Origin of the sequence: Komagataeibacter europaeus LMG 18890 (genome assembly GCF_000285295.1) — a bacterium.
GTDB classification, from domain to species: Bacteria; Pseudomonadota; Alphaproteobacteria; order Acetobacterales; family Acetobacteraceae; genus Komagataeibacter; species Komagataeibacter europaeus.
The window spans coordinates 2,334-24,788 of record NZ_CADP01000016.1; the positions used below are offsets into that span (position 1 = coordinate 2,334).

The 22,455-nt window shown below is 62.3% G+C and carries 21 protein-coding genes, 3 tRNA genes and 1 pseudogene (1 of these 25 cut by a window edge); 3 read left to right on the forward strand and 22 right to left on the reverse strand.

Annotated elements, in window-relative coordinates; genetic code table 11:
• From nuoG to GEU01_RS07490, 16 genes and pseudogenes are all read right to left on the reverse strand, one after another.
• Positions 1-161 (reverse strand): annotated as a pseudogene (gene nuoG / locus GEU01_RS07415) (NADH-quinone oxidoreductase subunit NuoG); it reaches 1,904 nt to the left of the window's first position.
• A gap of 5 nt (positions 162-166) precedes the next feature.
• A complete protein-coding gene (gene nuoF, locus GEU01_RS07420) occupies positions 167-1,492 on the reverse strand; it encodes an NADH-quinone oxidoreductase subunit NuoF (RefSeq protein ID WP_019085575.1) in 1,326 nt (441 codons plus the stop codon).
• Positions 1,493-1,497: 5 nt separating this feature from the next.
• On the reverse strand, positions 1,498-2,148 hold the full coding sequence (locus GEU01_RS07425) for a complex I 24 kDa subunit family protein (RefSeq protein WP_019085576.1): 651 nt from the start codon (positions 2,146-2,148) through the stop codon (positions 1,498-1,500).
• A 5-nt stretch (positions 2,149-2,153) separates the two neighbouring features.
• Positions 2,154-3,410 (reverse strand): NADH-quinone oxidoreductase subunit D, encoded by a 1,257-nt coding sequence (locus GEU01_RS07430; protein WP_019085577.1) that lies wholly within the window; start codon positions 3,408-3,410, stop codon positions 2,154-2,156.
• A 7-nt stretch (positions 3,411-3,417) separates the two neighbouring features.
• The gene (locus GEU01_RS07435) at positions 3,418-4,086 is read right to left on the reverse strand and encodes an NADH-quinone oxidoreductase subunit C (RefSeq protein WP_010506369.1); all 669 of its coding nucleotides are present in this window, start codon (positions 4,084-4,086) and stop codon (positions 3,418-3,420) included.
• A complete protein-coding gene (locus GEU01_RS07440) occupies positions 4,079-4,660 on the reverse strand; it encodes a NuoB/complex I 20 kDa subunit family protein (protein WP_019085578.1) in 582 nt (193 codons plus the stop codon). The genes GEU01_RS07435 and GEU01_RS07440 overlap by 8 nt, the downstream gene beginning before the upstream one ends.
• Positions 4,661-4,683: 23 nt before the next feature.
• A complete protein-coding gene (locus GEU01_RS07445) occupies positions 4,684-5,049 on the reverse strand; it encodes an NADH-quinone oxidoreductase subunit A (RefSeq protein WP_010506373.1) in 366 nt (121 codons plus the stop codon).
• A gap of 287 nt (positions 5,050-5,336) precedes the next feature.
• Positions 5,337-5,413 (reverse strand) — tRNA-Asp (locus tag GEU01_RS07450).
• A 39-nt stretch (positions 5,414-5,452) separates the two neighbouring features.
• Positions 5,453-5,527: transfer RNA gene (locus tag GEU01_RS07455), tRNA-Val, on the reverse strand.
• Between the two features lie 84 nt (positions 5,528-5,611).
• On the reverse strand, positions 5,612-5,899 hold the full coding sequence (locus GEU01_RS07460) for an HU family DNA-binding protein (RefSeq protein WP_007399823.1): 288 nt from the start codon (positions 5,897-5,899) through the stop codon (positions 5,612-5,614).
• Positions 5,900-6,071: 172 nt separating this feature from the next.
• Positions 6,072-8,501, reverse strand: a complete 2,430-nt coding sequence (gene lon, locus GEU01_RS07465; RefSeq protein WP_373321392.1) for an endopeptidase La — start codon at positions 8,499-8,501, stop codon at positions 6,072-6,074.
• Between the two features lie 222 nt (positions 8,502-8,723).
• A complete protein-coding gene (clpX, locus tag GEU01_RS07470) occupies positions 8,724-9,983 on the reverse strand; it encodes an ATP-dependent Clp protease ATP-binding subunit ClpX (RefSeq protein ID WP_010506375.1) in 1,260 nt (419 codons plus the stop codon).
• 131 nt (positions 9,984-10,114) lie between these two features.
• Positions 10,115-10,750, reverse strand: a complete 636-nt coding sequence (locus GEU01_RS07475) for an ATP-dependent Clp protease proteolytic subunit (protein ID WP_010506376.1) — start codon at positions 10,748-10,750, stop codon at positions 10,115-10,117.
• A gap of 263 nt (positions 10,751-11,013) precedes the next feature.
• On the reverse strand, positions 11,014-12,351 hold the full coding sequence (gene tig, locus GEU01_RS07480; RefSeq protein WP_010506378.1) for a trigger factor: 1,338 nt from the start codon (positions 12,349-12,351) through the stop codon (positions 11,014-11,016).
• A 95-nt stretch (positions 12,352-12,446) separates the two neighbouring features.
• Positions 12,447-12,531 (reverse strand) — tRNA-Leu (locus tag GEU01_RS07485).
• An 80-nt stretch (positions 12,532-12,611) separates the two neighbouring features.
• Entirely contained in the window at positions 12,612-14,072 is a 1,461-nt protein-coding gene (locus tag GEU01_RS07490) for an NAD(P)H-hydrate dehydratase (RefSeq protein WP_081499945.1), read from the reverse strand.
• Between the two features lie 138 nt (positions 14,073-14,210).
• On the opposite strand from GEU01_RS07490, the gene GEU01_RS07495 reads away from it, so the two are divergent.
• The 3 genes from GEU01_RS07495 (at position 14,211) to GEU01_RS07505 (ending at position 17,753) form a co-directional block, all read left to right on the forward strand.
• Complete coding sequence (locus GEU01_RS07495; RefSeq protein ID WP_010506382.1) at positions 14,211-14,663, forward strand: CopD family protein; 453 nt, start codon at positions 14,211-14,213, stop codon at positions 14,661-14,663.
• A gap of 211 nt (positions 14,664-14,874) precedes the next feature.
• Complete coding sequence (locus GEU01_RS07500; RefSeq protein WP_019085583.1) at positions 14,875-16,449, forward strand: DEAD/DEAH box helicase; 1,575 nt, start codon at positions 14,875-14,877, stop codon at positions 16,447-16,449.
• Positions 16,450-16,478: 29 nt separating this feature from the next.
• Positions 16,479-17,753: a class I SAM-dependent RNA methyltransferase gene (locus GEU01_RS07505; protein WP_019085584.1), complete on the forward strand. Its 1,275-nt coding sequence runs from the start codon at positions 16,479-16,481 to the stop codon at positions 17,751-17,753.
• A 76-nt stretch (positions 17,754-17,829) separates the two neighbouring features.
• Here the strand turns inward: GEU01_RS07505 and GEU01_RS07510 are convergent, their stop codons facing one another.
• From GEU01_RS07510 to sufC, 6 genes are read right to left on the reverse strand one after another with little or no spacing between them, the layout of a single operon-like run.
• Entirely contained in the window at positions 17,830-18,213 is a 384-nt protein-coding gene (locus GEU01_RS07510) for a HesB/IscA family protein (protein WP_026018577.1), read from the reverse strand.
• 21 nt (positions 18,214-18,234) lie between these two features.
• Positions 18,235-18,696 (reverse strand): SUF system Fe-S cluster assembly protein, encoded by a 462-nt coding sequence (locus GEU01_RS07515; RefSeq protein WP_019085586.1) that lies wholly within the window; start codon positions 18,694-18,696, stop codon positions 18,235-18,237.
• A gap of 7 nt (positions 18,697-18,703) precedes the next feature.
• Positions 18,704-19,132 carry a Fe-S cluster assembly sulfur transfer protein SufU gene (gene sufU / locus GEU01_RS07520; protein WP_026018578.1) on the reverse strand — a complete coding sequence of 143 codons (429 nt, stop codon included), beginning with the start codon at positions 19,130-19,132 and terminating at the stop codon, positions 18,704-18,706.
• A 13-nt stretch (positions 19,133-19,145) separates the two neighbouring features.
• Positions 19,146-20,396 carry an aminotransferase class V-fold PLP-dependent enzyme gene (locus tag GEU01_RS07525; RefSeq protein ID WP_026018579.1) on the reverse strand — a complete coding sequence of 417 codons (1,251 nt, stop codon included), beginning with the start codon at positions 20,394-20,396 and terminating at the stop codon, positions 19,146-19,148.
• The gene (gene sufD / locus GEU01_RS07530; RefSeq protein WP_019085589.1) at positions 20,396-21,670 is read right to left on the reverse strand and encodes a Fe-S cluster assembly protein SufD; all 1,275 of its coding nucleotides are present in this window, start codon (positions 21,668-21,670) and stop codon (positions 20,396-20,398) included. Before sufD ends, GEU01_RS07525 begins: the two co-directional genes overlap by 1 nt.
• Positions 21,667-22,440, reverse strand: coding sequence for a Fe-S cluster assembly ATPase SufC (gene sufC, locus GEU01_RS07535; RefSeq protein ID WP_019085590.1), 774 nt, complete (start codon positions 22,438-22,440; stop codon positions 21,667-21,669). Before sufC ends, sufD begins: the two co-directional genes overlap by 4 nt.
• Between the last annotated feature and the right edge of the window lie 15 nt (positions 22,441-22,455).

Consider the following 22,455-nt stretch of genomic DNA (forward strand, 5'->3'; position numbering starts at 1 on the left):
CCCGCCACTTCAACCAGACACATCCGGCAGTTGCCCGCCACCGACAGGCGTTCATGATAACAGAAACGCGGAATTTCCTTGCCCGCCGCCTCACACGCCTGAAGCGCGGAGGAACCGGCTGCGACCTCCACCGGAATACCGTCAACGGTTACTTTTACCACTGTTCCTACTCCGCAGCTTCAACCAGGCCCACGGGCACCTGCGCGGGTCGCGTGCCGCCATGGGCGGCCTTGTAGGCATGGATGCGTTCTTCCATGACCGGGCGGAACCGACGGATCAGCCCCTGTATCGGCCACGCCGCCGCATCGCCCAGCGCGCAGATGGTATGTCCTTCCACCTGCCGGGTGACCTGTTCCAGCATGTCGATTTCCTCGATTTCGGCGCGGCCTTCGACCATGCGTTCCATGATGCGCATCATCCAGCCCGTGCCCTCGCGGCACGGGGTGCACTGGCCACAACTTTCATGTTTGAAGAATTTCGAGAACCGGGCGATCGCGGCGATGATGTCGGTGGATTTGTCCATCACGATCATGCAGCCGGTACCAAGGCCGGAGCCCTCGGCGCGCAGGCTGTCGTAATCCATCAGCACGGTGTCGCACACGTCGCGCGGCAGCATGGGCACCGAACAGCCGCCGGGAATGACCGCCAGCAGGTTGTCCCACCCGCCGCGCACGCCGCCGCCATGCTTTTCGATCAGTTCCTTCATCGGCACGCCCAGCTCTTCTTCAAACACGCATGGCGTGTTGACGTGGCCCGATACGGCCATGAGCTTGGTGCCCGCGTTATTGGGCCGTCCCAGCCCCGAAAACCAGGCCGCGCCACGCCGCAGGATGGTGGCGGAAACGGCAATGCTTTCCACGTTGTTGACCGTGGTGGGGCAGCCATACAGGCCCATCGCCGCCGGGAATGGCGGCTTCATGCGCGGCTGGCCCTTCTTGCCCTCCAGGCTTTCCAGCAGGGCGGTTTCTTCACCGCATATGTACGCACCCGCACCCCGGTGGATGTAGAAATCGAAGTCCCAGCCCGAACCGCAGGCATTCCTGCCGATCAGGCCCGCCGCATACGCCTCGTCAATGGCGTGCTGCAGATGCATGGCCTCGTTATAGAACTCGCCACGGATGTAGATGTAGGCCGCGTGTGCCCCCATGGCGAAGGAGGCGATCAGCGCGCTTTCCACCAGCTTGTGCGGGTCATGGCGCAGGATCTCGCGGTCCTTGCAGGTGCCGGGTTCCGACTCATCGCCATTGATGACGAGGTAATGCGGCCGCCCGTCATTCTTTTTGGGCATGAACGACCATTTGACACCGGTGGGAAAACCCGCCCCACCGCGCCCACGCAGGCCGGATGCCTTCATCTCGCTGATGATGGCGTCCCGCCCGCGCGCCAGTATGTCCGCCGTGCCGTCCCAGTCGCCACGGGCGCGGGCGCCTGCCAGCGTCCAGTCATTCTGGCCATACAGGTTGGTGAAGATACGGTCCTTGTCCTGCAACATGCTCTTTACCCCTGCCCCTGCGGCTTGCGCGCCACGTCATCCACCAGCACCTTGCGTCCACCGGCGGGGGCGGAGTTCAGGCGGTCGATGGTGGGACCGGGCGCGGGACGTTCACCGCGCCTGAGTGCGGCGATCAGTTCCTCGGTACGCGGGCCGTCCAGATCTTCGTAATAATCATCATCAACCTGCAGGATCGGGGCATTGGCGCACGCGCCCAGGCATTCGACCTCGGTCAGGGTGAACAGGCCGTCGGCGCTGGTTTCACCAAACGCCCTGATGCCCGTCGCCGCCTTGCACGCCGCCGTCACGTCATCCGACCCGCGCAGCCAGCACGACGTGGTGGTGCAGACCTGCAGGTGGTACCGACCGATCGGCCTGGTGTTGAACATGAGGTAGAAGGTCGCGACCTCGTAAACCCGGATCGGGGCCATTTCCAGCCGTTCGGCCACCACATCCATGGCCACGCGGGGGATCCACGCGCTGCCGGTCTGGCGGCCCATCTGCTTCTGCACCACATACAGCAGCGGCAGCACGCCGCTTGCCTTCCGTTCGGGCGGGTATTTGGCAAGGATGACCGCGATCTGCTGCTCGCTGTCGTGGTCGAATTCAAAATGGGTGGGTTCCACGCCATCAGGCGCGTTGGACTGGACGGACATGTCGGTCACCTGTCAATCTCGCCAAATACCAGGTCGAGCGACCCGATAATGGCCACGGCATCCGCCAGCATGTGCCGGCGCGACATCTCGTCGATTGCCTGGAGATGGGAAAAACCCGTGGGCCGGATCTTGCAGCGATACGGCCGGTTGCTGCCATCGGCCACCAGATACACGCCGAATTCCCCCTTGGGCGTTTCGGTCACGGTGTAGGTGGCGCCCGGCGGCACGTGATAGCCTTCGGTAAACAGCTTGAAGTGATGGATCAGCGCTTCCATCGAACGCTTCATCTCGCGCCGCGGCGGGGGCGTGATCTTGTGGTCGCGCACCTTGATCGGGCCGGGGCGGATCTGCTCCAGGCACTGGTTGATGATGCGCACGCTTTCACGCATTTCCGCCACGCGGATCAGGTAGCGGTCATAACAGTCGCCCTGACGGCCCACGGGCACGTTGAATTCAACCTTGTCGTAATTGTCATAGGGCTGGCTGCGGCGCAGGTCCCATGGCACGCCCGATGCCCGCAGGCACGGGCCACTGAAACCCCAGGCCAGCGCCTGTTCGGTGGTGAACACACCGATGCCCACCGTGCGCTGTTTCCAGATGCGGTTACTGGTCAGCAGCGATTCAAGGTCGTCAATCCATTTGGGGAAGGTCCGCGCCCAGTCGGCAATACGTTCCTCCAGCCCGGCGGGCAGGTCACGCGCCACGCCGCCGGGGCGGACGTAATTGGCATGGAACCGTGCGCCGGATGCGGCTTCATAGAACTCGATCAGCTTTTCGCGTTCCTCATACCCCCACAGCGCGGGCGTCAGGGCGCCGCAGTCCAGCCCGAAGGATGTCAGGTTGAGGATATGGTTCAGGATGCGCGTGATCTCGGCAAACATGACCCGGATCCACTTGGCGCGTTCCGGGGCCTCGATATTCAGCAGCTTTTCCACCGCCAGCGCGAAGGCCTGCTCCTCACACATGGGCGAGACGTAATCGAGGCGGTCGAAATACGGCAGCGCCTTGGGATACGTCTTGTATTCGATCAGCTTTTCCGTGCCGCGATGCAGCAGGCCGACATGGGGAATGGCACGGGCGACGACCTCGCCCTCCATCTCCAGGATCAGCCGCAGCACACCGTGCGCGGAAGGATGCTGGGGGCCGAAGTTCAGCGCGTGGGAATCAATTTCCACCACATGCCGCTTCACCTCGCCGTCACTGTCTTCCGGCAGCATGCTGTCGGGAATATCCGTATCACTACGAAGGGTTACGTCGCTCATCTGTCGCCTATCCCTGTCGTTTCATGTCCTGGCGGTCGGCATGCGCCTTTTCATCGCCCGGTAGGGTCAGGATGCCTTCCCATGGGGATTCGAAATCGAAATTGCGGAAATCCTGCACCAGATCGACCGGGCCATAGACCACCTGCCGCCGTTCCTCGTCGTAATGCAGTTCGACATAGCCGGTCAGCGGGAAGTCCTTGCGCAGCGGATGGCCCTCAAACCCGTAATCGGTCAGGATGCGCCGCAGGTCGGGCTGATCGGTAAACAGCACGCCAAACAGATCATAGCATTCGCGTTCCCACCACGTGGCCGCGGGCCAGAGCTGGTGGACCGATGGCACGGGCGATGTTTCGTCCGTCGTCACGATCACGCGGATGCGGTGGTTATGGGTAACCGACAGCAGGTTATAGACCACGTCGAACCGCTCGGCCCGTTCAGGAAAATCCACGCCGCAGATATCCATCACCTGCTGGCAGGCGTAGCGCGGGTCATCGCGTAGCATGGTCATGAGATCGAGCAGGCGATGGCGCGTGGTGCGCACCACCAGTTCGCCCTTCTCGATCCCGGCTGAAATGATGCCCGGCACCGCGGTGGACAGGCGGAAGGCAATGGCGCCCAGCGGGCCGGACACGGCGCGCGGCACGGACACGGGGGGAATGCTTGCGGGATCAGCCACGGCGGATTGTCCCTGTCCTGCGAATTTTCTTCTGCAGTTGCAGAATGCCGTAGATCAGCGCCTCCGCCGTGGGGGGGCAGCCGGGCACGTACACATCCACCGGCACGATGCGGTCACAGCCGCGCACCACCGAATAGGAATAATGGTAATACCCGCCGCCATTGGCGCATGATCCCATGGAGATGACCCAGCGTGGCTCGGCCATCTGGTCATAGACGCGGCGCAGCGCCGGGGCCATCTTGTTGGTCAGCGTGCCCGCCACGATCATCACGTCCGACTGGCGTGGCGACCCGCGCGGGATGATGCCCATGCGGTCCAGGTCATAGCGCGGCATGTAGGCATGGATCATTTCCACCGCGCAGCATGCCAGCCCGAACGACATGGGCCACAGGCTGCCGGTCCGGCCCCAGTTCACCAGCTTGTCCAGACTTGCGACCACAAAGCCCTTTTCGGTGATTTCACCGGTTATGCCCTTGATCACCGCGTCTTGCTGTGGTCCCGGCGGCAGCATTTCCCGGTTCCATGCAATACTGTCCGCAGGCCGGTCCGGCCAGGATGTATCGTTGCCGCCCATTGGCGCGCCTCCCCTTGTCATGCTCAATCCCAGTCCAGCGCGCCCTTGCTCCATTCATAAATGAAGCCGACCACCAGAACGCCCAGGAAGCCCATCATGGACGCGAAACCGAACCACCCGATCCGTGACAGGCTGACCGCCCACGGAAACAGGAATGCGACCTCCAGATCGAAAATGATGAACAGGATCGCCACCAGATAGAACCGCACGTCAAAACGATGGCGTGCATTATCAAATGCCTCGAAACCACATTCGTATGCGGACGTTTTCTCGGCATAGGGTTTCTGGTGGCCAAACAGCAATGAACTGCCAAGCATCGCGCCTGCGATCACTACCGCAATGCACCCGAATATGAGTACGGGCAAATAATCAGCGATAACGGAATGCATCTTCCGTGTTCCCAACCTGTTAATCCGCCATCGGGTGTCTTGATCGACTTATGTATGGCTTCGGGGATGCTAGACCCAACATGCTGGTGGGAACAGTTACTTAACCGTGTTCTTTGGTGAACATTACTGTGAGGATGTATACCGGACCATTTTCGTCAATATTATGTGACCATTACTTAAATGGCACGAATTATTGTTTTCATTTTTCCGTGTGAAACCCGGGGCACAAAAAAACGCCAGTGCGGCTGCATCTGGCGTGGCGTAGAAGCATATGGATTGTGCCGTAATGGCGCGAGTGACGGGGCTCGAACCCGCGACCTCCGGCGTGACAGGCCGGCGCTCTAACCAACTGAGCTACACCCGCGTGGTGCATGTCCCTGCCTGTATGCAGGCATGGGAAATATGGTGGGCGATGACGGGATCGAACCGCCGGCCCTCTCGGTGTAAACGAGATGCTCTACCGCTAAGCTAATCGCCCGCGACCCTACTAGGCGATTGTAAAAAAAGGGGCAACCCAAAAAATGGATTGCCCCTTCTTTTTTTCCTGAAAAATCAGTCAGCCTTACTTGCTGACTGCTTCCTTCAGGTTCTTGCCCGGCTTGAAACGCACGGACGTGGAAGCTGGAATGTCCAGCGGTTCACCCGTGCGGGGGTTACGCCCTTTGGCCGCCTTGCGGGTGGCGGTCACGAACGTACCAAAACCAACCAGACGGACTTCCTGCTTGCTAGCAAGCGCCTTTTCGATCGCACCGAAAACCGCATCAACCACTTCGCCAGCCTTTGCCTTGGCCAGATCGGCTTCCTCGGCTACCGCAGCGACGAGTTCCTGCTTGTTAAGTGGCTTCTCCATTTTACGCCTTTCTTTGTACTGTGCGCCTACGCAATCATTCAAAAGTCGCGCCGCATTTCTGCACGCACTATGCCGCTGTTTTTTCTCACGTCAACCGACAGAATTCGGGGAATGACAGAGAAAATCCGTCATTCCCCTCCATCATGACAATTTTGCGACCACCCACCCCTGCTTAATGCGTCAGGGCAGGCGCTGCCGTGCCTTCCTTGGTGCCTGATGCCACCGGTTCCGTCCACTCGATCGGCTCTGGCTTGTGCACCAGCGCCTGCCCGATCACCTCATCCACATGCGAGACCGGCAGTATGGTCATGGCACTGGTCACGACTTCGGGAATATCCACCAGGTCCTTCTCGTTATCCTTGGGAATGAAGATGGTGGTCAGCCCCGCACGATGGGCCGCCAGCAGCTTTTCCTTAAGCCCGCCAATGGGCAGGACACGGCCACGCAGCGTGATTTCACCCGTCATGCCCACATCGCGGCGCACCGGGATGCCCGTCATCACGCTGACGATGGATGTCGCCATGGCGATACCGGCGGACGGACCGTCCTTCGGCGTGGCCCCTTCGGGCACATGCACGTGCAGGTCACGCTTTTCAAACAGGTCCGGGCTGATGCCAAACGTCACGGCGCGGCTGCGGACATAGGACAGGGCCGCGGCGACACTTTCCTTCATCACGTCGCCCAGCTTGCCGGTCAGCTTGATGTTGCCCTTGCCGGGCACCATCACACTTTCGATGGTCAGGATTTCCCCACCCACCTCGGTCCATGCCAGCCCGGTCACGACTCCGACCATGTCTTCCGACTCGGTCTCGCCATGACGGAAGCGCTTCACGCCTGCGTATTTTTCAAGGTTGTCGGCCGTAATCGCCACGGTCTTGGCCTTGCCTGTCACGATTTCGGTCACGGCCTTGCGCGCCAGGGTCGCGATCTCGCGCTCCAGGTTACGCACGCCCGCTTCACGCGTGTAGCTGCGGATCAGTTCGCGCAGCGCATCATCCGACACCGACCATTCGCCGGGCTTCAGGTTGTTCGCCCCGGTCTGCTTGGACAGCAGGTGGCGCTTGGCGATCTCGACCTTCTCGTCTTCCGTGTAGCCGGACAGGCGGATGATCTCCATGCGGTCCAGCAGCGGCTGGGGCATGTTCAGGCTGTTGGCCGTGGTGATGAACATCACGTCCGACAGGTCGTAGTCGACTTCCAGATAGTGATCGCCAAAGGTCGAATTCTGCTCCGGATCCAGCACCTCCAGCAGGGCGGAAGACGGGTCACCGCGCCAGTCCGCGCCCAGCTTGTCAATTTCATCCAGCAGGAACAGCGGATTCGAGGTCTTGGCCTTCTTCATCCCCTGAATGATCTTGCCCGGCATGGAACCGATATAGGTCCGGCGATGGCCACGGATCTCGGCCTCGTCGCGCATGCCACCCAGCGACATGCGGACGTACTGCCGCCCCGTCGCCTTGGCGATGGATTTGGCCAGCGAGGTCTTGCCCACGCCCGGCGGTCCCACCAGGCACAGGATCGGACCCTTCAGCTTCTGCGCGCGACTCTGTACCGCCAGATATTCGATGATGCGTTCCTTGACCTTCTCCAGGCCGTAATGGTCGGTATCCAGCACCTTCTGGGCTTCGGACAGGTCGTGGCGCACCTTGGAACGCTTCTTCCACGGAATGCCAAGGATCCAGTCGAGGTAGTTGCGCACCACCGTCGATTCGGCGGACATCGGGCTCATGGTCCGCAGCTTCTTCAGCTCGGCCACCGCCTTTTCACGCGCTTCCTTGCTCAGCTTGGTCTTGGCGATCTTTTCCTCAAGTTCGGCGGTTTCGTCCTTGCCGTCCTCGCCTTCGCCCAGTTCCTTCTGGATCGCCTTAAGCTGCTCGTTCAGATAGTACTCGCGCTGCGTCTTTTCCATCTGCCGCTTCACGCGGTTGCGGATGCGCTTTTCCACCTGCAGCACGCCGATTTCGGCTTCCATGTGCGCGAAAACCCGCTCCAGACGTGCATTCACGTCCTGGATTTCAAGGATTTCCTGCTTTTCGGGAATCTTCAGGTTCAGGTGGCTGGCAATGGTGTCCGCCAGCTTGGACAGGTCATAAATCTGGTTGAGCGAGACCAGCACCTCTGGCGCGATCTTCTTGTTCAGCTTGATGTACTGCTCGAACTGGCCAATCAGCGTGCGGCCGATGGCCTCGGCTTCCTTGCCATCGGTTTCCTGCTCGGGCACGTCCTCGATCTCGGCCTCGAAATGGCCATCGACTTCATGCAGGGCGGTGATGTGGGCACGACGGCCCCCTTCAACCAGCACCTTCACCGTGCCATCGGGCAGCTTGAGCAGCTGCAGGATGGTGGACACGGTGCCGTAGCGATAGATATCGTCGGGCGTGGGGTCATCCTGCGCCGCGTTCTTCTGTGCGACCAGCAGGATCTGCTTGTCGCTGCGCGTCACGGCTTCCAGCGCGCGCACGGATTTTTCACGACCCACGAACAGCGGCACGATCATGTGCGGGAAAACGACAATGTCCCGCAGCGGCAGCACCGCAATCGTATCATGTGCGCTGGCCGTTTCTTCCGTCTCACGCTGGGCGGGGGGCGGATTGGCTACCATATTGTTGTCCGTCGTTTCCGTCCCGTCGGGGACGGGATTCAGCCTGTCAGTTTCAGACATGTTGTTTTTTCGACCTCCTGATGGACGATCCCGGACGGGCACCCGAACATTGCGGCCTGCCCATCCGTCGCGCCGCATATGCGACAACTTCACTTCATGTTGTCACGACGCGCCACCACCACAAGTCCGGCGATGGCATTTCGGCGTAAACCGGCCCTGCCGTCAGGCAGACTGTTCGGCCGGCTGGTTCTTCCCATACACGTAGACAGGCTGCGCCTTGCCTTCGGCCACTTCCTTGTTGACCACGACTTCCTCGACATTTTTCAGGCCGGGCAGTTCAAACATGGTCGACAGCAGGATGCTTTCCAGAATGGCGCGCAGGCCACGCGCGCCGGTCCGCCGCGCAATGGCGCGCTGGGCCACCTGACGCAGCGCGTCCTCGGTAAAGGTCAGCTGCACGTCTTCCATCTGGAACAGGCGGGCATACTGCTTGACCAGCGCGTTCTTGGGCTTGGTCAGGATCTCGATCAGGGCGGCCTCATCAAGGTCCTCAAGCGTCGCGACCACGGGCAGACGACCGATGAATTCCGGTATCAGACCGAATTTCAGCAGGTCCTCGGGCTCCACGTCACGCAGCACCGCACCCATGCGCCGTTCATCAGGCGACTGCACATCCGCACCGAAGCCGATGCCCGAACCCTTGCCGCGCGCGCTGATGATCTTGTCCAGCCCCGCAAACGCACCACCGCAGATGAACAGCATGTTGGTGGTATCGACCTGCAGGAATTCCTGCTGCGGATGCTTGCGCCCGCCCTGCGGCGGCACGGAGGCGACAGTGCCTTCCATGATCTTCAGCAGCGCCTGCTGCACGCCTTCGCCACTCACGTCGCGGGTGATGGAGGGATTGTCCGACTTGCGCGATATCTTGTCGATCTCATCGATGTAGACAATGCCGCGCTGCGCCTTCTCCACGTTGTAGTCGGCGGCCTGCAACAGCTTGAGGATGATGTTCTCCACATCCTCGCCCACGTAACCGGCTTCGGTCAGGGTCGTGGCGTCGGCCATGGTGAAGGGCACGTCCAGGATGCGGGCCAGTGTCTGCGCCAGCAGCGTCTTGCCCGAGCCCGTCGGCCCGATGAGCATGATGTTGGACTTCGCGATCTCGACATCATTGTTCTTCTGGGCGTGGGCCAGGCGCTTGTAGTGGTTATGCACCGCAACTGACAGCACCTTTTTCGCATGTCCCTGCCCGATGACATAGTCATCCAGAATCTTGCAGATTTCCCGCGGCGTCGGCACGCCGTCGCGTGATTTGACCAGATGCGTCTTGTGTTCCTCACGGATGATATCCATGCACAATTCGACGCATTCATCGCAAATGAACACGGTGGGACCGGCGATCAGTTTGCGGACCTCATGCTGCGACTTGCCGCAGAACGAGCAGTAAAGCGTATTTTTGGAATCGCCGGATTTGTTATTCATAACCGCTCCTATTCCCACGCGGGGGAACTTCTCCATACCTTGCGGCCGGGCCACGGGGGCACGGCACGCCGCAGGTGATTTTCACCCACAGGGGCAGGAAGCGCACCTGCGCGTGCGCTTCCTTTTGCAGATTACTCCGCAGGTTTTGATGCAACGTTACGACGGACCACTTCATCGACAATACCGAATGCCTGCGCTTCTTCCGCCGACATGTAGCTGTCGCGTTCCAGCTTCTGCTCGATTTCCTCAAGCGTGCGGCCGGTATGCTCCTTGTAGATCTCGTTCAGGCGCTTGCGGATGGTCAGGATTTCCTGTGCCTGGATCTCGATATCGCTGGCCTGTCCCTGCGCGCCGCCCGAAGGCTGGTGCACCATGACGCGGGAATTCGGCAGGGCGAATCGCCGTCCCTTTTCCCCACCGGCCAGCAGCAGCGACCCCATGGACGCCGCCTGCCCGATGCACACCGTGCTGACGGGGCAGCGGATGTACTGCATGGTGTCGTAAATCGCCAGTCCCGCCGACACCACGCCACCAGGGCTGTTGATGTAGAACGAGATTTCCTTGCTCGGGTTCACGCTTTCCAGATAAAGCAGCTGCGCCGACACAAGGGCGGAAACCTGATCATAGACCGGTCCGGTCAGAAAGATGATCCGTTCCTGCAGAAGGCGGGAATAGATGTCGAATGCCCGTTCCCCGCGGGAGGTCTGCTCCACCACCATGGGCACCAGAGCGTTATTGAAGATCTCTACGGGATCCCGATCCCTCATAGCCATATTCCCGTCCTGAAAAGCAAGGATCCGCCCTGCGCGCGATCACCGGCAAGAGATGCGCGGACAACGCGGGCGCAGCCGGACCCTTCCCGGTTACTTATGACAAAATAGAGACAAACACGCCAGATACCACCCCACCCCTGTCATTTTGCCATGAACAGGGGTGACAAACTGTGCGCGTTCCCCTGTCCGCAAACACATACGGCGCACGGAAGTCGCCTTCCGCGCGCCGTATGCGCTACCTATGCCGCGAAAGCGGATCAGACGTCAGCTTCCGGCATTTCAGCCAGTTCTTCCGGCGTCACTTCCTTGTCCTCGACCTTCGCAAGTTCGACGATGTAGTCGATGACCTTGTTTTCGAAGATCGGGCCACGCAGGCTGTCAACGGCCTGCGGGTTCTTGGAGAAGTACTCGAACACGGCCTGTTCCTGACCGGGATAGCGTGCCGCTTCGGCGCGCACCGCATGCACGATTTCTTCCTGCGTCACGGTGATGTTGTTCACACGACCGATTTCCGCCAGCAGCAGACCCAGCTTCACGCGGCGCTCGGCAATCTTGCGATAGTCGGCGCGCAGCGTGTCCTCGTCCTTGTCCTTGTCTTCCTCATCCAGGCGACCGGCCTTGCGGTCTTCCTCGATGCGGTTCCAGATCTGGGCGAATTCGGCGTCAACCATGCCCGGAGGCGCTTCGAAATCGGTCTTTTCCGCCAGCTTGTCCAGCAGTTCGCGCTTCAGGCGCAGGCGGGACAGCTGTTCGTATTCCTGACCAACCTGCTTGGAGATCAGTTCACGCACCTGCTCCAGCCCGTCGAAGCCCAGCTTCTTGGCCAGTTCGTCATCAATCTTGGCCTCGACCGGACGGCGGAGTTCCTTGAGCTTGATGTCGAAGCTGGCTTCCTTGCCCGCCAGGTGCTCCGCGCCGTAATCGGCGGGGAAGGTCACGGTGATCACCTTTTCGTCACCGACCTTCATGCCCTCGATCTGCTCGGCGAAGCCGGGGATGAAGCCTGCGCCACCCAGCTCGACGCTCACGTCATCGGCGGAGCCGCCTTCGAACGCCGTGCCATCGATCTTGCCCACGAAGTCAACAACGGCCACGTCGCCATTGGCGGCGGGGCGGTCTTCCTCGACCTTCTCGAACTCACGCTGGCGGCTGGCGATTTCCGTCAGGGCCTTGTCCACGGTCTCGGCGTTCACTTCGGACTTGAGACGCACGAGCGACAGGTCCGACAGGTCGGGGATGGTGATCTCGGGCAGGACCTCGAACTCGACCGTGAACTTCAGGTCTTCCTTGCTGCCCGGCTCGCTGCCGGAAACCAGGTCAACCTTGGGCTGCATGGCCGGGCGCAGGCCGCGCTCATCCAGCAGGGTGCGGGTTGCGTCGCTTACAACCTGCTCCAGGACCTCGCCCTGAACAGATTCACCAAAACGCTGCTGCAGGATGCTCATCGGCACCTTTCCGGGGCGGAAGCCCGGCAGCTTCATGGACTGTCCAACTTCTTTCAGGCGCGCGGTGCGCTTGCTCTCGATTTCCGCGGCAGGCACCGTAACGGTAAACCCGCGCTTCAGGCCATCGGAAAGCGTTTCAGTAACCTGCATCTGCCAGGCCATCCTCTCGGTCAGAACGTGTCAAAGAACGCAATAGGCCGGTCAGGCCACCACGTCTGCTCGCATAACGCGACTTGCCGGGATCTTGGTACGGGCGGAGGGACTTGAACCCCCACGACTTGCGTCACCAGAACCTAAATCTGGCGTGTCTGCCAATTCCACCACGCCCGCACTGTGCCCAGGCTGTAAGCTCGGGGCTTTAGCGCACCATTGGCCACGGGGCAATATCCCACGCGGCCCGAATGGCGTTTTCAGCCGAAAACTTTTTTTACCTCTGCTTCCGCGCGCGCCCTCGCCGCCCCCAGATGGCGGTCAAAATCCTCGGCTACCGGCCACTCGCCGGCATGCAGCGCCGCATCGCCATGCATCCACACCCCTGCACAGGCCGCATCCCAGCGCGGCATGCCCGCCGCCAGCATGGCCGCGATGATTCCCGTCAGCGTATCGCCCGACCCAGCCGTGCCCAGCATGGGGGTGGCGTGGCTGTTGATCGCGACACGCCCGTCGGGGCTGGCGATGATGGTGTCCGGCCCCTTCATGACGGTCACGGCCCCCGTCCGCGCCGCCGCCTGCCGCGCGGCCGCCACGCGATCCGGCCCCGGCCTGCCGAACACGCGCGAGAACTCGCCGATATGCGGGGTGATGATGGCCGCCCCTTTCAGCCGGTCGGGCTGCCCCGCCGCCATGGTGAACGCCCCGGCATCGGCGATCACGTCCCGGCCCGCATGCACCAGCGCCGGGAAGGTCGCCGCCACCTCATCCACCGACAGGCCCGGCCCGCAGACCCAGACATGACGCCGCGTATCGTGCAGCAGGTCGTCCAGCGCGCCGGAATCCACGATCAGCCCCGGCGGCGCGGTCATGCGGTACACCTCCGCGCCGTCACCCGCCGCCAGGCGCACCAGGCCCGCGCCCGCCGCCCGCGCGCCCGCCGCCGACAGGCGCGCCGCACCAGGCATTTCACGCCCGCCACATATGCTGACGACGCCACGGCTGTATTTGTAACTGGTCGGCCCGCATGCGGGCGTGCGCCACAGGCCCGGCGCGTTATGCCATGTCCGAATCGGCACCGACGCCACCGCGTCTTCCCCGATGCCGATATCCGCCAGCACGGTCCGGCCACACAGCGTATGGCCGGGCAGCAGCAGGTGCCCGGGCTTGAGCCGGCAGAACGTGACCGTCATCTCCACCTGTGGCGCATATCCCCGGACCGCACCGGTCGCCCCGTCCACGCCCGTTGGCATGTCGATGGCGACCAGGCGGGGGGCCGCCTTCAGCACATCCGCCACGTCCGGGGCGATGTCGCGACTCAGCCCCGCGCCGAACACCGCATCGACCACCAGGTCGAAACGGGCGGCGTTTTCGGGCGTGAACGCCACGACCGGCCCCTGCCACAACGCTGCGGCCGCGGCGGCATCGCCACCGGAATGCGGTGGCGCCATTTCCGCGACCGATACCGGCCAGCCTTCCTCCGCCAGCCTGCGCGCGGTCACGTACCCGTCACCGCCGTTATTGCCGGGACCGCACAGCACCAGCACGCGGCACGAACGCATGTGCCGCCGGATGGCGCGGGCGACGGCCCGGCCCGCGTTTTCCATCAGCACGGCCACCGGCACGTGGCGGGCGGCCGCGGCGTCGATCCGCCCCATTTCATCAGGCGTGGGCAGCAGCAGGTGGCGCGCGGCCGTCCGTGCTGTTTCATCCATAGTCATGATGTCCTTCCCCCTTCTGGCAACTTTGGCTGCGTGACTGGCCTTGCACATGATACAGGAATGGGGAAACAAGCATTCCGCATCCTGCCCCATGGCAGGGACTGTTCTCTTTACCCATCCACCCCGCAGGGAGGCGTCATGTCCTATTCCATAGTCTGGAGCCTTGTGCTCGCACTCCACATAACCGGCATGGCGGCCTGGGTTGGCGGCATGATCTATGCGGCTTTCGTGCTCAAGCCCAGCCTCAGCCTGCTGGATGGAACGCAGCGCGCCTCCGTCCACCTGCAGACGCTCAACCGTTTTTTCCGTATCGTATGGCATACCATGCCGACGGTGCTGATTACGGGCTGGCTCCTGATTTATCACGATGGCGGGTTTGCAGTGGTGCCATGGCCGATCAACCTCATGCAGCTGTTCGGGCTGATCATGGCCGGCATTTTCGCCCGTATCTATTTCGGTCCCTACCAGAAGGCGCGCCGCGCGCTGCGCCCGCAGCAGGGCACGTTCGACTCGATCCGCTCGCTGGTCATGGTCAACACGGGCATCGGCGTGCTGACCATCATCTGTGGCTGCCTTGCCCATCCGTTCTGAAATTACGGGGACAATCCTCACGTCCCCTTGATTTCCGTTGCAAATATGGGTAGGCACAGGGAATGTGGCACAGCAGGGTATCTGACCCGGACATGCCGCACTCCCCTTCCCTGCATTGCTGCAGGTACATCAGGGACGGCAGCCTGATACAGCGCGACACGGTGGCAATCGGACGGGGCCATATTCATCTGCTGATACGTTCGAGAGTAATTTGAGCGCCAAAAAAACGCCCTCCGCCCCGGCCCGCTCCGCAAAGAAGGCGGCAGCCCCGGCCCCCGCCACCAGCACGGACGGGGTCGCCCCTACTGATACCCCCACACCGGAAGACGCCCCGGAACAGGAGGCACAGCCCCTGTTTTCCGAACTCGGCCTGTCCGAACCCATCCAGCAGGCGATTGATGAGATGGGATACCGTCATCCCACCCCCATCCAGGCGCAGGCCATCCCGTATGTGCTGATGGGGCGCGACGTTCTGGGTGTCGCACAGACCGGGACCGGCAAGACCGCGTCCTTCACCCTGCCCATGCTGGAAATCCTGTCCGGCTCACGGGCACGGGCGCGGATGCCGCGTTCGCTCATCCTGGAGCCCACGCGTGAACTCGCGCTGCAGGTGGCGGAAAATTTCGTCAATTACGGCAAGCATCTCAAGCTGACCCACGCGCTGCTGATCGGTGGCGAAAGCATGGCCGAGCAGAAGGAAGTGCTGAACCGTGGCGTTGACGTGCTGATCGCGACCCCGGGCCGGCTGATCGACCTGTTTGAACGCGGCGGCCTGCTGCTGACCCAGACCAAACTGCTGGTGATCGACGAAGCGGACCGCATGCTGGACATGGGCTTCATTCCCGATATCGAGAAGATCGTGGGCATGCTGTCGCCACTGCGCCAGACCATGTTCTTCTCCGCCACCATGGCGCCGGAAATCCGCAGGCTTGCGGATATGTTCCTGCGCAACCCAAAGGAAATCACGGTCAGCCGTCCCTCCTCCGTTGCGTCAACCATCGAGACGGGACTGGCCATCGTCGATGCCAGGGAAAAGCGCCGCGCGCTGCGCAAGCTTCTGAACGCGGCGGACATGCAGAACGCCATCGTATTCTGCAACCGTAAGCGTGATGTCGACGTGCTGTGCAAATCCCTGATCAAGCATGGTTTTTCCGCAGGCGCCCTGCATGGTGACCTGGCGCAGTCGCTGCGTTTCTCGACGCTTGAAGCGTTCAAGAGCGGTGAACTGAAGATCCTCGTCTGCTCCGACATTGCGGCACGCGGGATCGATATCGGCGGCCTGTCGCATGTGTTCAATTTCGACGTGCCGTTCCATGCCGAGGATTACGTCCACCGAATCGGCCGTACCGGCCGTGCGGGTCGCACCGGCCACGCCTATACCTTGGCCACGCCGGATGAAGAGGCGCTGGTCCAGGCCATCGAGAAACTGACAGGCAAGCCCATTCCCCGAATCGAAATTCCCGGCGTGGAAACGCTGGAATGGTCGGAAGAGCCCCGCACCGGCAATGGCCGTCGCAAGCCCGCCCGCAAGAGCAATGCCGCAACAGCCACGCCGGAGCCGCCTGCGGCACCCGCCACGGCTGAGGAAAAAGCCCCCGCCCCACGCAAATCGCGCAGGTCGCAGGGCAGTGCGGCTGGCGGTTCTTCCGCAGCGCCATCCACGCGTCGCGACTCCGGCCTGCTCCCGTCCGCGCCTGACCAGCCTGTCACCGGCTTTGGCAATGACGTCCCGGCCTTCATGCAACTGCCGCGCCGGGAAAAATCCGTTATTCCGGCGGACGAATAAGCAGTCTGTCCTTCTGGCGATAACAGGAAATGGAAAACGCAGTGGCGCATGCCATCCGGGTGGTGGCGCTCGGCAATGATGGGGATGGCATAGCCCAGACCCCAGAAGGCCGGATATTCGTATCCGGCACGGTTCCGGGTGATGAAATCGTGCTCGCGGCACATGACGGCACACGCGGGACGCTTGATCACGTGGTGATACCCGGGGCGGATCGCGTGCCCGCCCCCTGTCACCTGTTCGGCACCTGTGGTGGCTGCCGCATTCAGGACATGGCGCTACCTGCCCTGCTGGACTGGAAAACAGGTCGCGTTGTCGAGTCCCTGCAACATGTTGGATTCGACGCCATTCCAGCGCCACAGGCCCATCAGGTCAGCCCGCATGGCAGGCGCCGGGTGGACCTGGCCTTCCGCCGGGTCGGAAAACAGATCATGCTGGGGCTGCACCGCCGTCGTGGCGATGTGGTGGACATGCGCGAATGCACATTGCTCGATCCCACGCTTTTCGCCCTGCTGACACCCCTGCGCGCCCTGCTGCATTCACTTCCGGCCGTGCATGCGGGGGGTGATATCCAGATCAACCTGCTGGATAGCGGTCCCGACCTGCTGATTACGATGGATGGCACGCCAGATGCCAATGACCGCCGTATCCTGGCGCAGTTTGGCAAGGCGCATGGCATCCCGCGCATTTCACTGCAGGGCCGCCCGCCGGAGACCCTGGCCCTGACCGGGCCGGTTTTCCATCATTTTGATGACGTGCGTGTCGTACCGCCGCCGGGTGCCTTCCTGCAGCCCGCACGGGCGGGTGAAGCCTTTATCAAGGCTGCGGTGCTGGCGGGCCTGCCGCGCAAGGGCCTCAAGGCTGGCATTATCGAATTATATGCGGGGTGTGGGACGCTATCCTTCGCGCTGGCCGAGCATGCCAAGGTCCATGCCTATGAAGGTGATCGTGCGGCGCTTGCCTGCCTGAAACAGGCCAGTGGCGGCACGCGTGTCCTGCCCGCGCTGCGTGACCTGAACCGCCAGCCGGTCATGGCGACCGATCTGGCAAAGGCGGCAGCCATCGTGCTGGACCCGCCCCATGCCGGGGCCGGTGCGCAGATTGCCCAGATCGTGGCAGGCAAGCCACCCTGCATCATCTATGTCAGTTGCAATCCCGTAGCCCTGCAACGGGATCTGTTGCCCCTGCGCCATGCTGGCTACCAGTTGGATAGCGTGACGGTCATTGACCAGTTCCTGTGGTCAGCGGAAGTCGAGTCCGTATGCGTGCTGACCCTGCCGGAGGCAAACCGGCGTAACCGACGCTGAAGGCAAGAAAGTTTCTGGTGAAGCTTTTTTCAAAAAGGCGGCACCCATAAACTTTCATTGCTTTTTCATCAATGCGTTAGACGTGAAAGCTTTCCCCACAGCCACAGCGCCCCTTTTCATTGGGATTGCTGAAGGTGAAGCCGGATTCAAGCTGCTTGACCTCATAATCCATCACCGATCCGATTAGGAACAGCGTCGCCTTGCGGTCCACCAGCAGGGTCACCCCCTTGTCCACCACCACTTCGTCGCCCGGACCGGCCTGCTCGACAAAGCTCATGTCATAGGCATGGCCTGAACAGCCCTTGGTCGAAACGGCGATGCGCAGCAGGTGCCCGGCGTGATTGGTCTGGTACAGTTTTTCCAGCCGCTGCGCCGCCCGGTCCGTCAGGGTCATAAGCGGCGGCAATGCCCGACGCGGGGTGGCAGTAGCGGTGGCGGTCGTGGCGTTTTGTTCAGTCATGGCACGTTCCCCTTGCTGGGTTCAGAACATGTTCAGGGCAAGACGCGCATCTTCACTCATGCGCGACATGTCCCATGGCGGCTCCCACACGATTTCCACCGTGGCGGTGGTGACCGTATCGATCTTTTCCACCGCCTCCTTGACCTGCACGGGCAGTTCCTGCGCGCTGGGACAGTTGGGGGCGGTCAGCGTCATCTCGACCTTGACCGATCCATCCTCATGCAGGTCGATGGCGTAAATCAGGCCAAGTTCATAGATATTGACCGGAATTTCCGGGTCATACACCGTGGCGATCGCGGCGATGACCGTTTCCTCGTCCGGTATGCTGGTACTGGCGGGGGAATCGTTCGGTTTTTCCCCGTCCGGTGTCCACGTTGATACGGGTTCAGCCTTGGGGCTGGGCGTGTCTTCGGCCTCAAGGGAGAAATGCCCGGCTCCCTCTGCCATGCCGATGGCAGGCTCTACCTGATTTTTCTCGTCCATGAGACCTTCACCTGTCTTTATCATCATTGAGCATCCCGATCAGCGCCGACCACGGCAGCATTGCGCAGCGAATACGCGAACGATGCCGGTGCAATGGCGCAAAAACCGAAAGTTCGCCCAAGCCCTCGGGGGCTATACCTGTTTCAACGGCTGTCACAAGTTCCGCATGCATCTGGCTGATCCGCGCGCGATCCTGTCCGGCCACCCGTTCCGCCATGAGATCCGCAGACGCCGCGCAGATCGCGCAGCCCCGCGTTTCATGCCGCAATGCCGTAACCCGGCCCTGCGCATCGACACCGGCCTGCAGCTTCACCCGGTCACCACACAGGGGGTTCGATCCTTCCCCGTGCAACTGCGCACCCGCCAGCGGGCCTGCGTAACGCGGCGTTCTGGCCCGTTCCAGCACCACGGTGCGATACAGATCATCCTGCGCCATGAATATCACGCCATCAGACAAAAAAGCTGCGTATCTGTTCCAGCGTGGCGGCCAGGAAGTCAATTTCCCCGGGCGTGGTATAAATGCCGAAACTGGCCCGTGCCGTGGCCGCAACCCCCAACCTGCGCATGAGCGGTTCGGCACAGTGATGTCCCGCCCGCACCGCAATGCCGTTGCGATCCAGCAGGGTGGCGATGTCATGCGGGTGGACATCGTCCATGGTGAACGAAATCACCCCGCCACGATCCGGTGCCGTCCCGATCACCTTCAGGCCGCTGACATTGCCCAGCACCTTCAGCGCATGGGCCGTCAGGGCTTCCTCATGCGCGCCAATCGCGTCAAACCCTATGGATTCGATATAGGCAAGGGCAGCGCCCAGTCCAATGGTCTCGATGATGGCGGGGGTGCCAGCTTCGAATTTATGCGGGACACTGGCCCATGTCGACCGTTCGAACGACACGGTGGAAATCATGTCGCCGCCACCAAGAAAGGGCGGCATGGCGTCAAGGATCTCGCGCCGTGCCCACAGCACGCCAATGCCGGTCGGGCCATACAGCTTGTGCCCGGTCACCACATAGAAATCCGCATCCAGCGCACGCACATCCACACGACGGTGCACGGCAAGCTGACTGCCATCGAACAGCACCTTCGCGCCCGCCGCATGCGCCATGTCGGCAATGGCGCGGGCATCCGTGATCGTGCCCAGCACGTTGGACATGTGGGTGATCGCCACCAGCGCCACCCGCCCGTCGGACAGGTTGCGCGCCAGGGCGTCCATGTCCAGCGCCCCGTCATCGGTAATGGGGGTCACGCGCAGTTCGATACCCGTGCGGTCCCGCAGCATCTGCCACGGAACGAGGTTGGCATGGTGTTCCATTTCGGACACCAGCACCACCTGTCCCGGCTTCAGCAGGGTGCCAAAGGAATGGGCGACAAGGTTTATGGCTTCCGTGCTGTTGCGGGTGAAAACGATTTCCTCCCGCGCCTGCGCACCAAGGAAGGCCGCCACCTGATCACGCACGGCTTCATAGGCTTCCGTCGTGCGTTCGCTCATCCAGTACAGCCCACGGTGGATGTTGGCATACTGGGTGCGCATGGTGTCCGCCATGGCGTCGATGACCTGCCGTGGCTTCTGTGCGGACGCGGCGCTGTCAAGGAACACGAGATCCTTGCCATGCACCTTCTGCGACAGGATCGGGAAATCGGCCCGGATGTGGCGCAGGCTGCCCGCGATGTCCGTGGGGCTGGCGACAGTCTGGTCCATCATGCGACCTCCCGCGTCCACCATGCCTCGACGGCAAGGTTCAGGCTATCCTTCAGCCGCTGGTCATCAATCTGGTCCACGACATCATGCAGGAAGGCGCGGATCAGGATGGAGCGCGCGGCAGTATCCGGGATGCCACGGCTGCGCAGGTAGAACAGCTGGTCATCATCCAGCGCGCCAACGGTGGCGCCGTGGCTGCATTTCACATCATCGGCGTAGATTTCCAGTTCCGGCTTGGCGTCGATTTCCGCACCATCGGACAGCAGCAGCGCCTGGTTCATCTGGTAGCCATCGGTCTTCTGGGCGATACGCTCAACCAGGATCTTGCCCTGGAACACGCCACGCGCGTGGTCGGACAGGACGTTCTTGATCGTCTGGCGCGATACGCAGTCCGGGGCGGCATGCGTGATCACGCTGGTCAGGTCGCCATGCTGGTGGCCGGACAGGAGCTGCGCGCCGTTGACATGCACGCTGGCCCCCGGCTGTGTCAGTCCGGCATGGACTTCATGCCGCGACAGGCTGGCCCCAAGCGTAAGCGTAAAGCTGTCATAGACGCCACCGGCGGCAACCCGGGCATGGCTGACCGCCAGATGCACCGCCTGCCTGCCTTCTGCCTGAACGCGGGCATGGGACAGGTAGCCTTCATCCGCCACCGCAATGTCATAGAGCGGATTGTGCAGGTACTGCCCCCGCCCGGCCGATGCATCCAGCAGCGCCAGGCGCCCGCCCTTTTCCACCACGATGCGGTGGCGCGGGTGGAAGGAAACCGGCTCGGCCTCCCCCGTCTGGCCAATGCTGACCAGCAGCAGGCAGCCACCATCCACACCCGCGGGCGCGACCAGATCCAGCCCGTCGCGCGCAAGGACGGTATTCAGCGCGGTGGTGACATCCCCCACCGGGTCGATCCCGTCATCGGGCAGCGTGCCGGCGGCCAGCGTCGAAACCCTGACGCCCCTGGGCAGGCGTGAACGACCGGCATCGAAATACCCGTTCACGAACACCACACGGCTGGCCCCGGCGCCCAGGCCGGAAATGGTCTCGATTTCCGCCAGCAGGGTATCAACGGCCTTGTCATCCGTCGCGTGCGGCGCGGCGGTGAACGGCACGTCCGCCAGTGCGCGCAGGGAGGTGTATTTCCACGCCTCCACGCCCACGCGTGGCAGGCCGACATGGCGCAGGAAATCGGCAGCCTTCTGCCGTTGCGCATTGCCCGTTACGTCACCCCGGTCGAGAAAGGCTGAGGCATTGACCCCGACCGGTGCAATGGCGTTCACGCCGCCTCCGACAGGAACTGGGCATAACCCTGCGCCTCAAGCTGCTTGGCCAGTTCGGGACCACCGCTGTGGATGATGCGGCCCTTCGCCATCACATGGATGCGGTCGGGCACGATATAATCCAGCAGGCGCTGGTGATGGGTGATGACCAGCGCCGAAAAATCAGGCGAACGCAGGGAGTTCACGCCTTCAGCCACGATGCGCAGGGCGTCGATGTCCAGGCCACTATCCGTTTCGTCCAGAATGGCGAAGGACGGCTGGAGCATGCGCATCTGCAGCACCTCGTTGCGCTTTTTCTCACCACCCGAAAAGCCGACATTGACGTTGCGCTTGAGCATTTCATCCGACATGGACAGATGCCTGGTTTCCTTGCGCACGGCTTTCAGGAAGGCCACGGCGTCCAGTTCCTCCTGCCCACGTGCGCGGCGCACGGCGTTGACGGCGGTGCGCAGGAAGTTGGCGTTGTTCACGCCCGGCAGTTCAACCGGCGTCTGGAACGCCAGGAACAGGCCAAGGGCGGCGCGTTCCTCGGGTTCCAGCGCCAGCAGGTCCTGCTCCTTGAAGGTAGCCGACCCGCCGGTCACCTCGTAATCCTCGCGCCCGGCCAGCACATAGGACAGGGTGGACTTGCCCGAACCGTTCGGCCCCATGATGGCGTGGACCTCGCCCGCCGGGATTTCCAGATCGACCCCACGCAGGATTTCCTTGTGGGTCTCCCCGTCCGAGATGCGGGCGCACAGGCCATTGATGCTTACGAATTGCTTGCTCACGTCTTTGAATCCCTG

Coding starts and splice junctions, on each gene's coding strand:
- nuoF (WP_019085575.1), bottom strand. CDS start 1,492: ATGTTGCAGGACAAGGACCGTATCTTCACCAACCTGTATGGCCAGAAT.
- GEU01_RS07425 (WP_019085576.1), bottom strand. CDS start 2,148: ATGTCCGTCCAGTCCAACGCGCCTGATGGCGTGGAACCCACCCATTTT.
- GEU01_RS07430 (WP_019085577.1), bottom strand. CDS start 3,410: ATGAGCGACGTAACCCTTCGTAGTGATACGGATATTCCCGACAGCATG.
- GEU01_RS07440 (WP_019085578.1), bottom strand. CDS start 4,660: ATGGGCGGCAACGATACATCCTGGCCGGACCGGCCTGCGGACAGTATT.
- GEU01_RS07445 (WP_010506373.1), bottom strand. CDS start 5,049: ATGCATTCCGTTATCGCTGATTATTTGCCCGTACTCATATTCGGGTGC.
- GEU01_RS07460 (WP_007399823.1), bottom strand. CDS start 5,899: ATGGAGAAGCCACTTAACAAGCAGGAACTCGTCGCTGCGGTAGCCGAG.
- lon (WP_373321392.1), bottom strand. CDS start 8,501: ATGGTAGCCAATCCGCCCCCCGCCCAGCGTGAGACGGAAGAAACGGCC.
- clpX (WP_010506375.1), bottom strand. CDS start 9,983: ATGAATAACAAATCCGGCGATTCCAAAAATACGCTTTACTGCTCGTTC.
- GEU01_RS07475 (WP_010506376.1), bottom strand. CDS start 10,750: ATGAGGGATCGGGATCCCGTAGAGATCTTCAATAACGCTCTGGTGCCC.
- tig (WP_010506378.1), bottom strand. CDS start 12,351: ATGCAGGTTACTGAAACGCTTTCCGATGGCCTGAAGCGCGGGTTTACC.
- GEU01_RS07490 (WP_081499945.1), bottom strand. CDS start 14,072: ATGACTATGGATGAAACAGCACGGACGGCCGCGCGCCACCTGCTGCTG.
- GEU01_RS07495 (WP_010506382.1), top strand. CDS start 14,211: ATGTCCTATTCCATAGTCTGGAGCCTTGTGCTCGCACTCCACATAACC.
- GEU01_RS07505 (WP_019085584.1), top strand. CDS start 16,479: ATGGAAAACGCAGTGGCGCATGCCATCCGGGTGGTGGCGCTCGGCAAT.
- GEU01_RS07510 (WP_026018577.1), bottom strand. CDS start 18,213: ATGACTGAACAAAACGCCACGACCGCCACCGCTACTGCCACCCCGCGT.
- GEU01_RS07515 (WP_019085586.1), bottom strand. CDS start 18,696: ATGGACGAGAAAAATCAGGTAGAGCCTGCCATCGGCATGGCAGAGGGA.
- sufU (WP_026018578.1), bottom strand. CDS start 19,132: ATGGCGCAGGATGATCTGTATCGCACCGTGGTGCTGGAACGGGCCAGA.
- GEU01_RS07525 (WP_026018579.1), bottom strand. CDS start 20,396: ATGGACCAGACTGTCGCCAGCCCCACGGACATCGCGGGCAGCCTGCGC.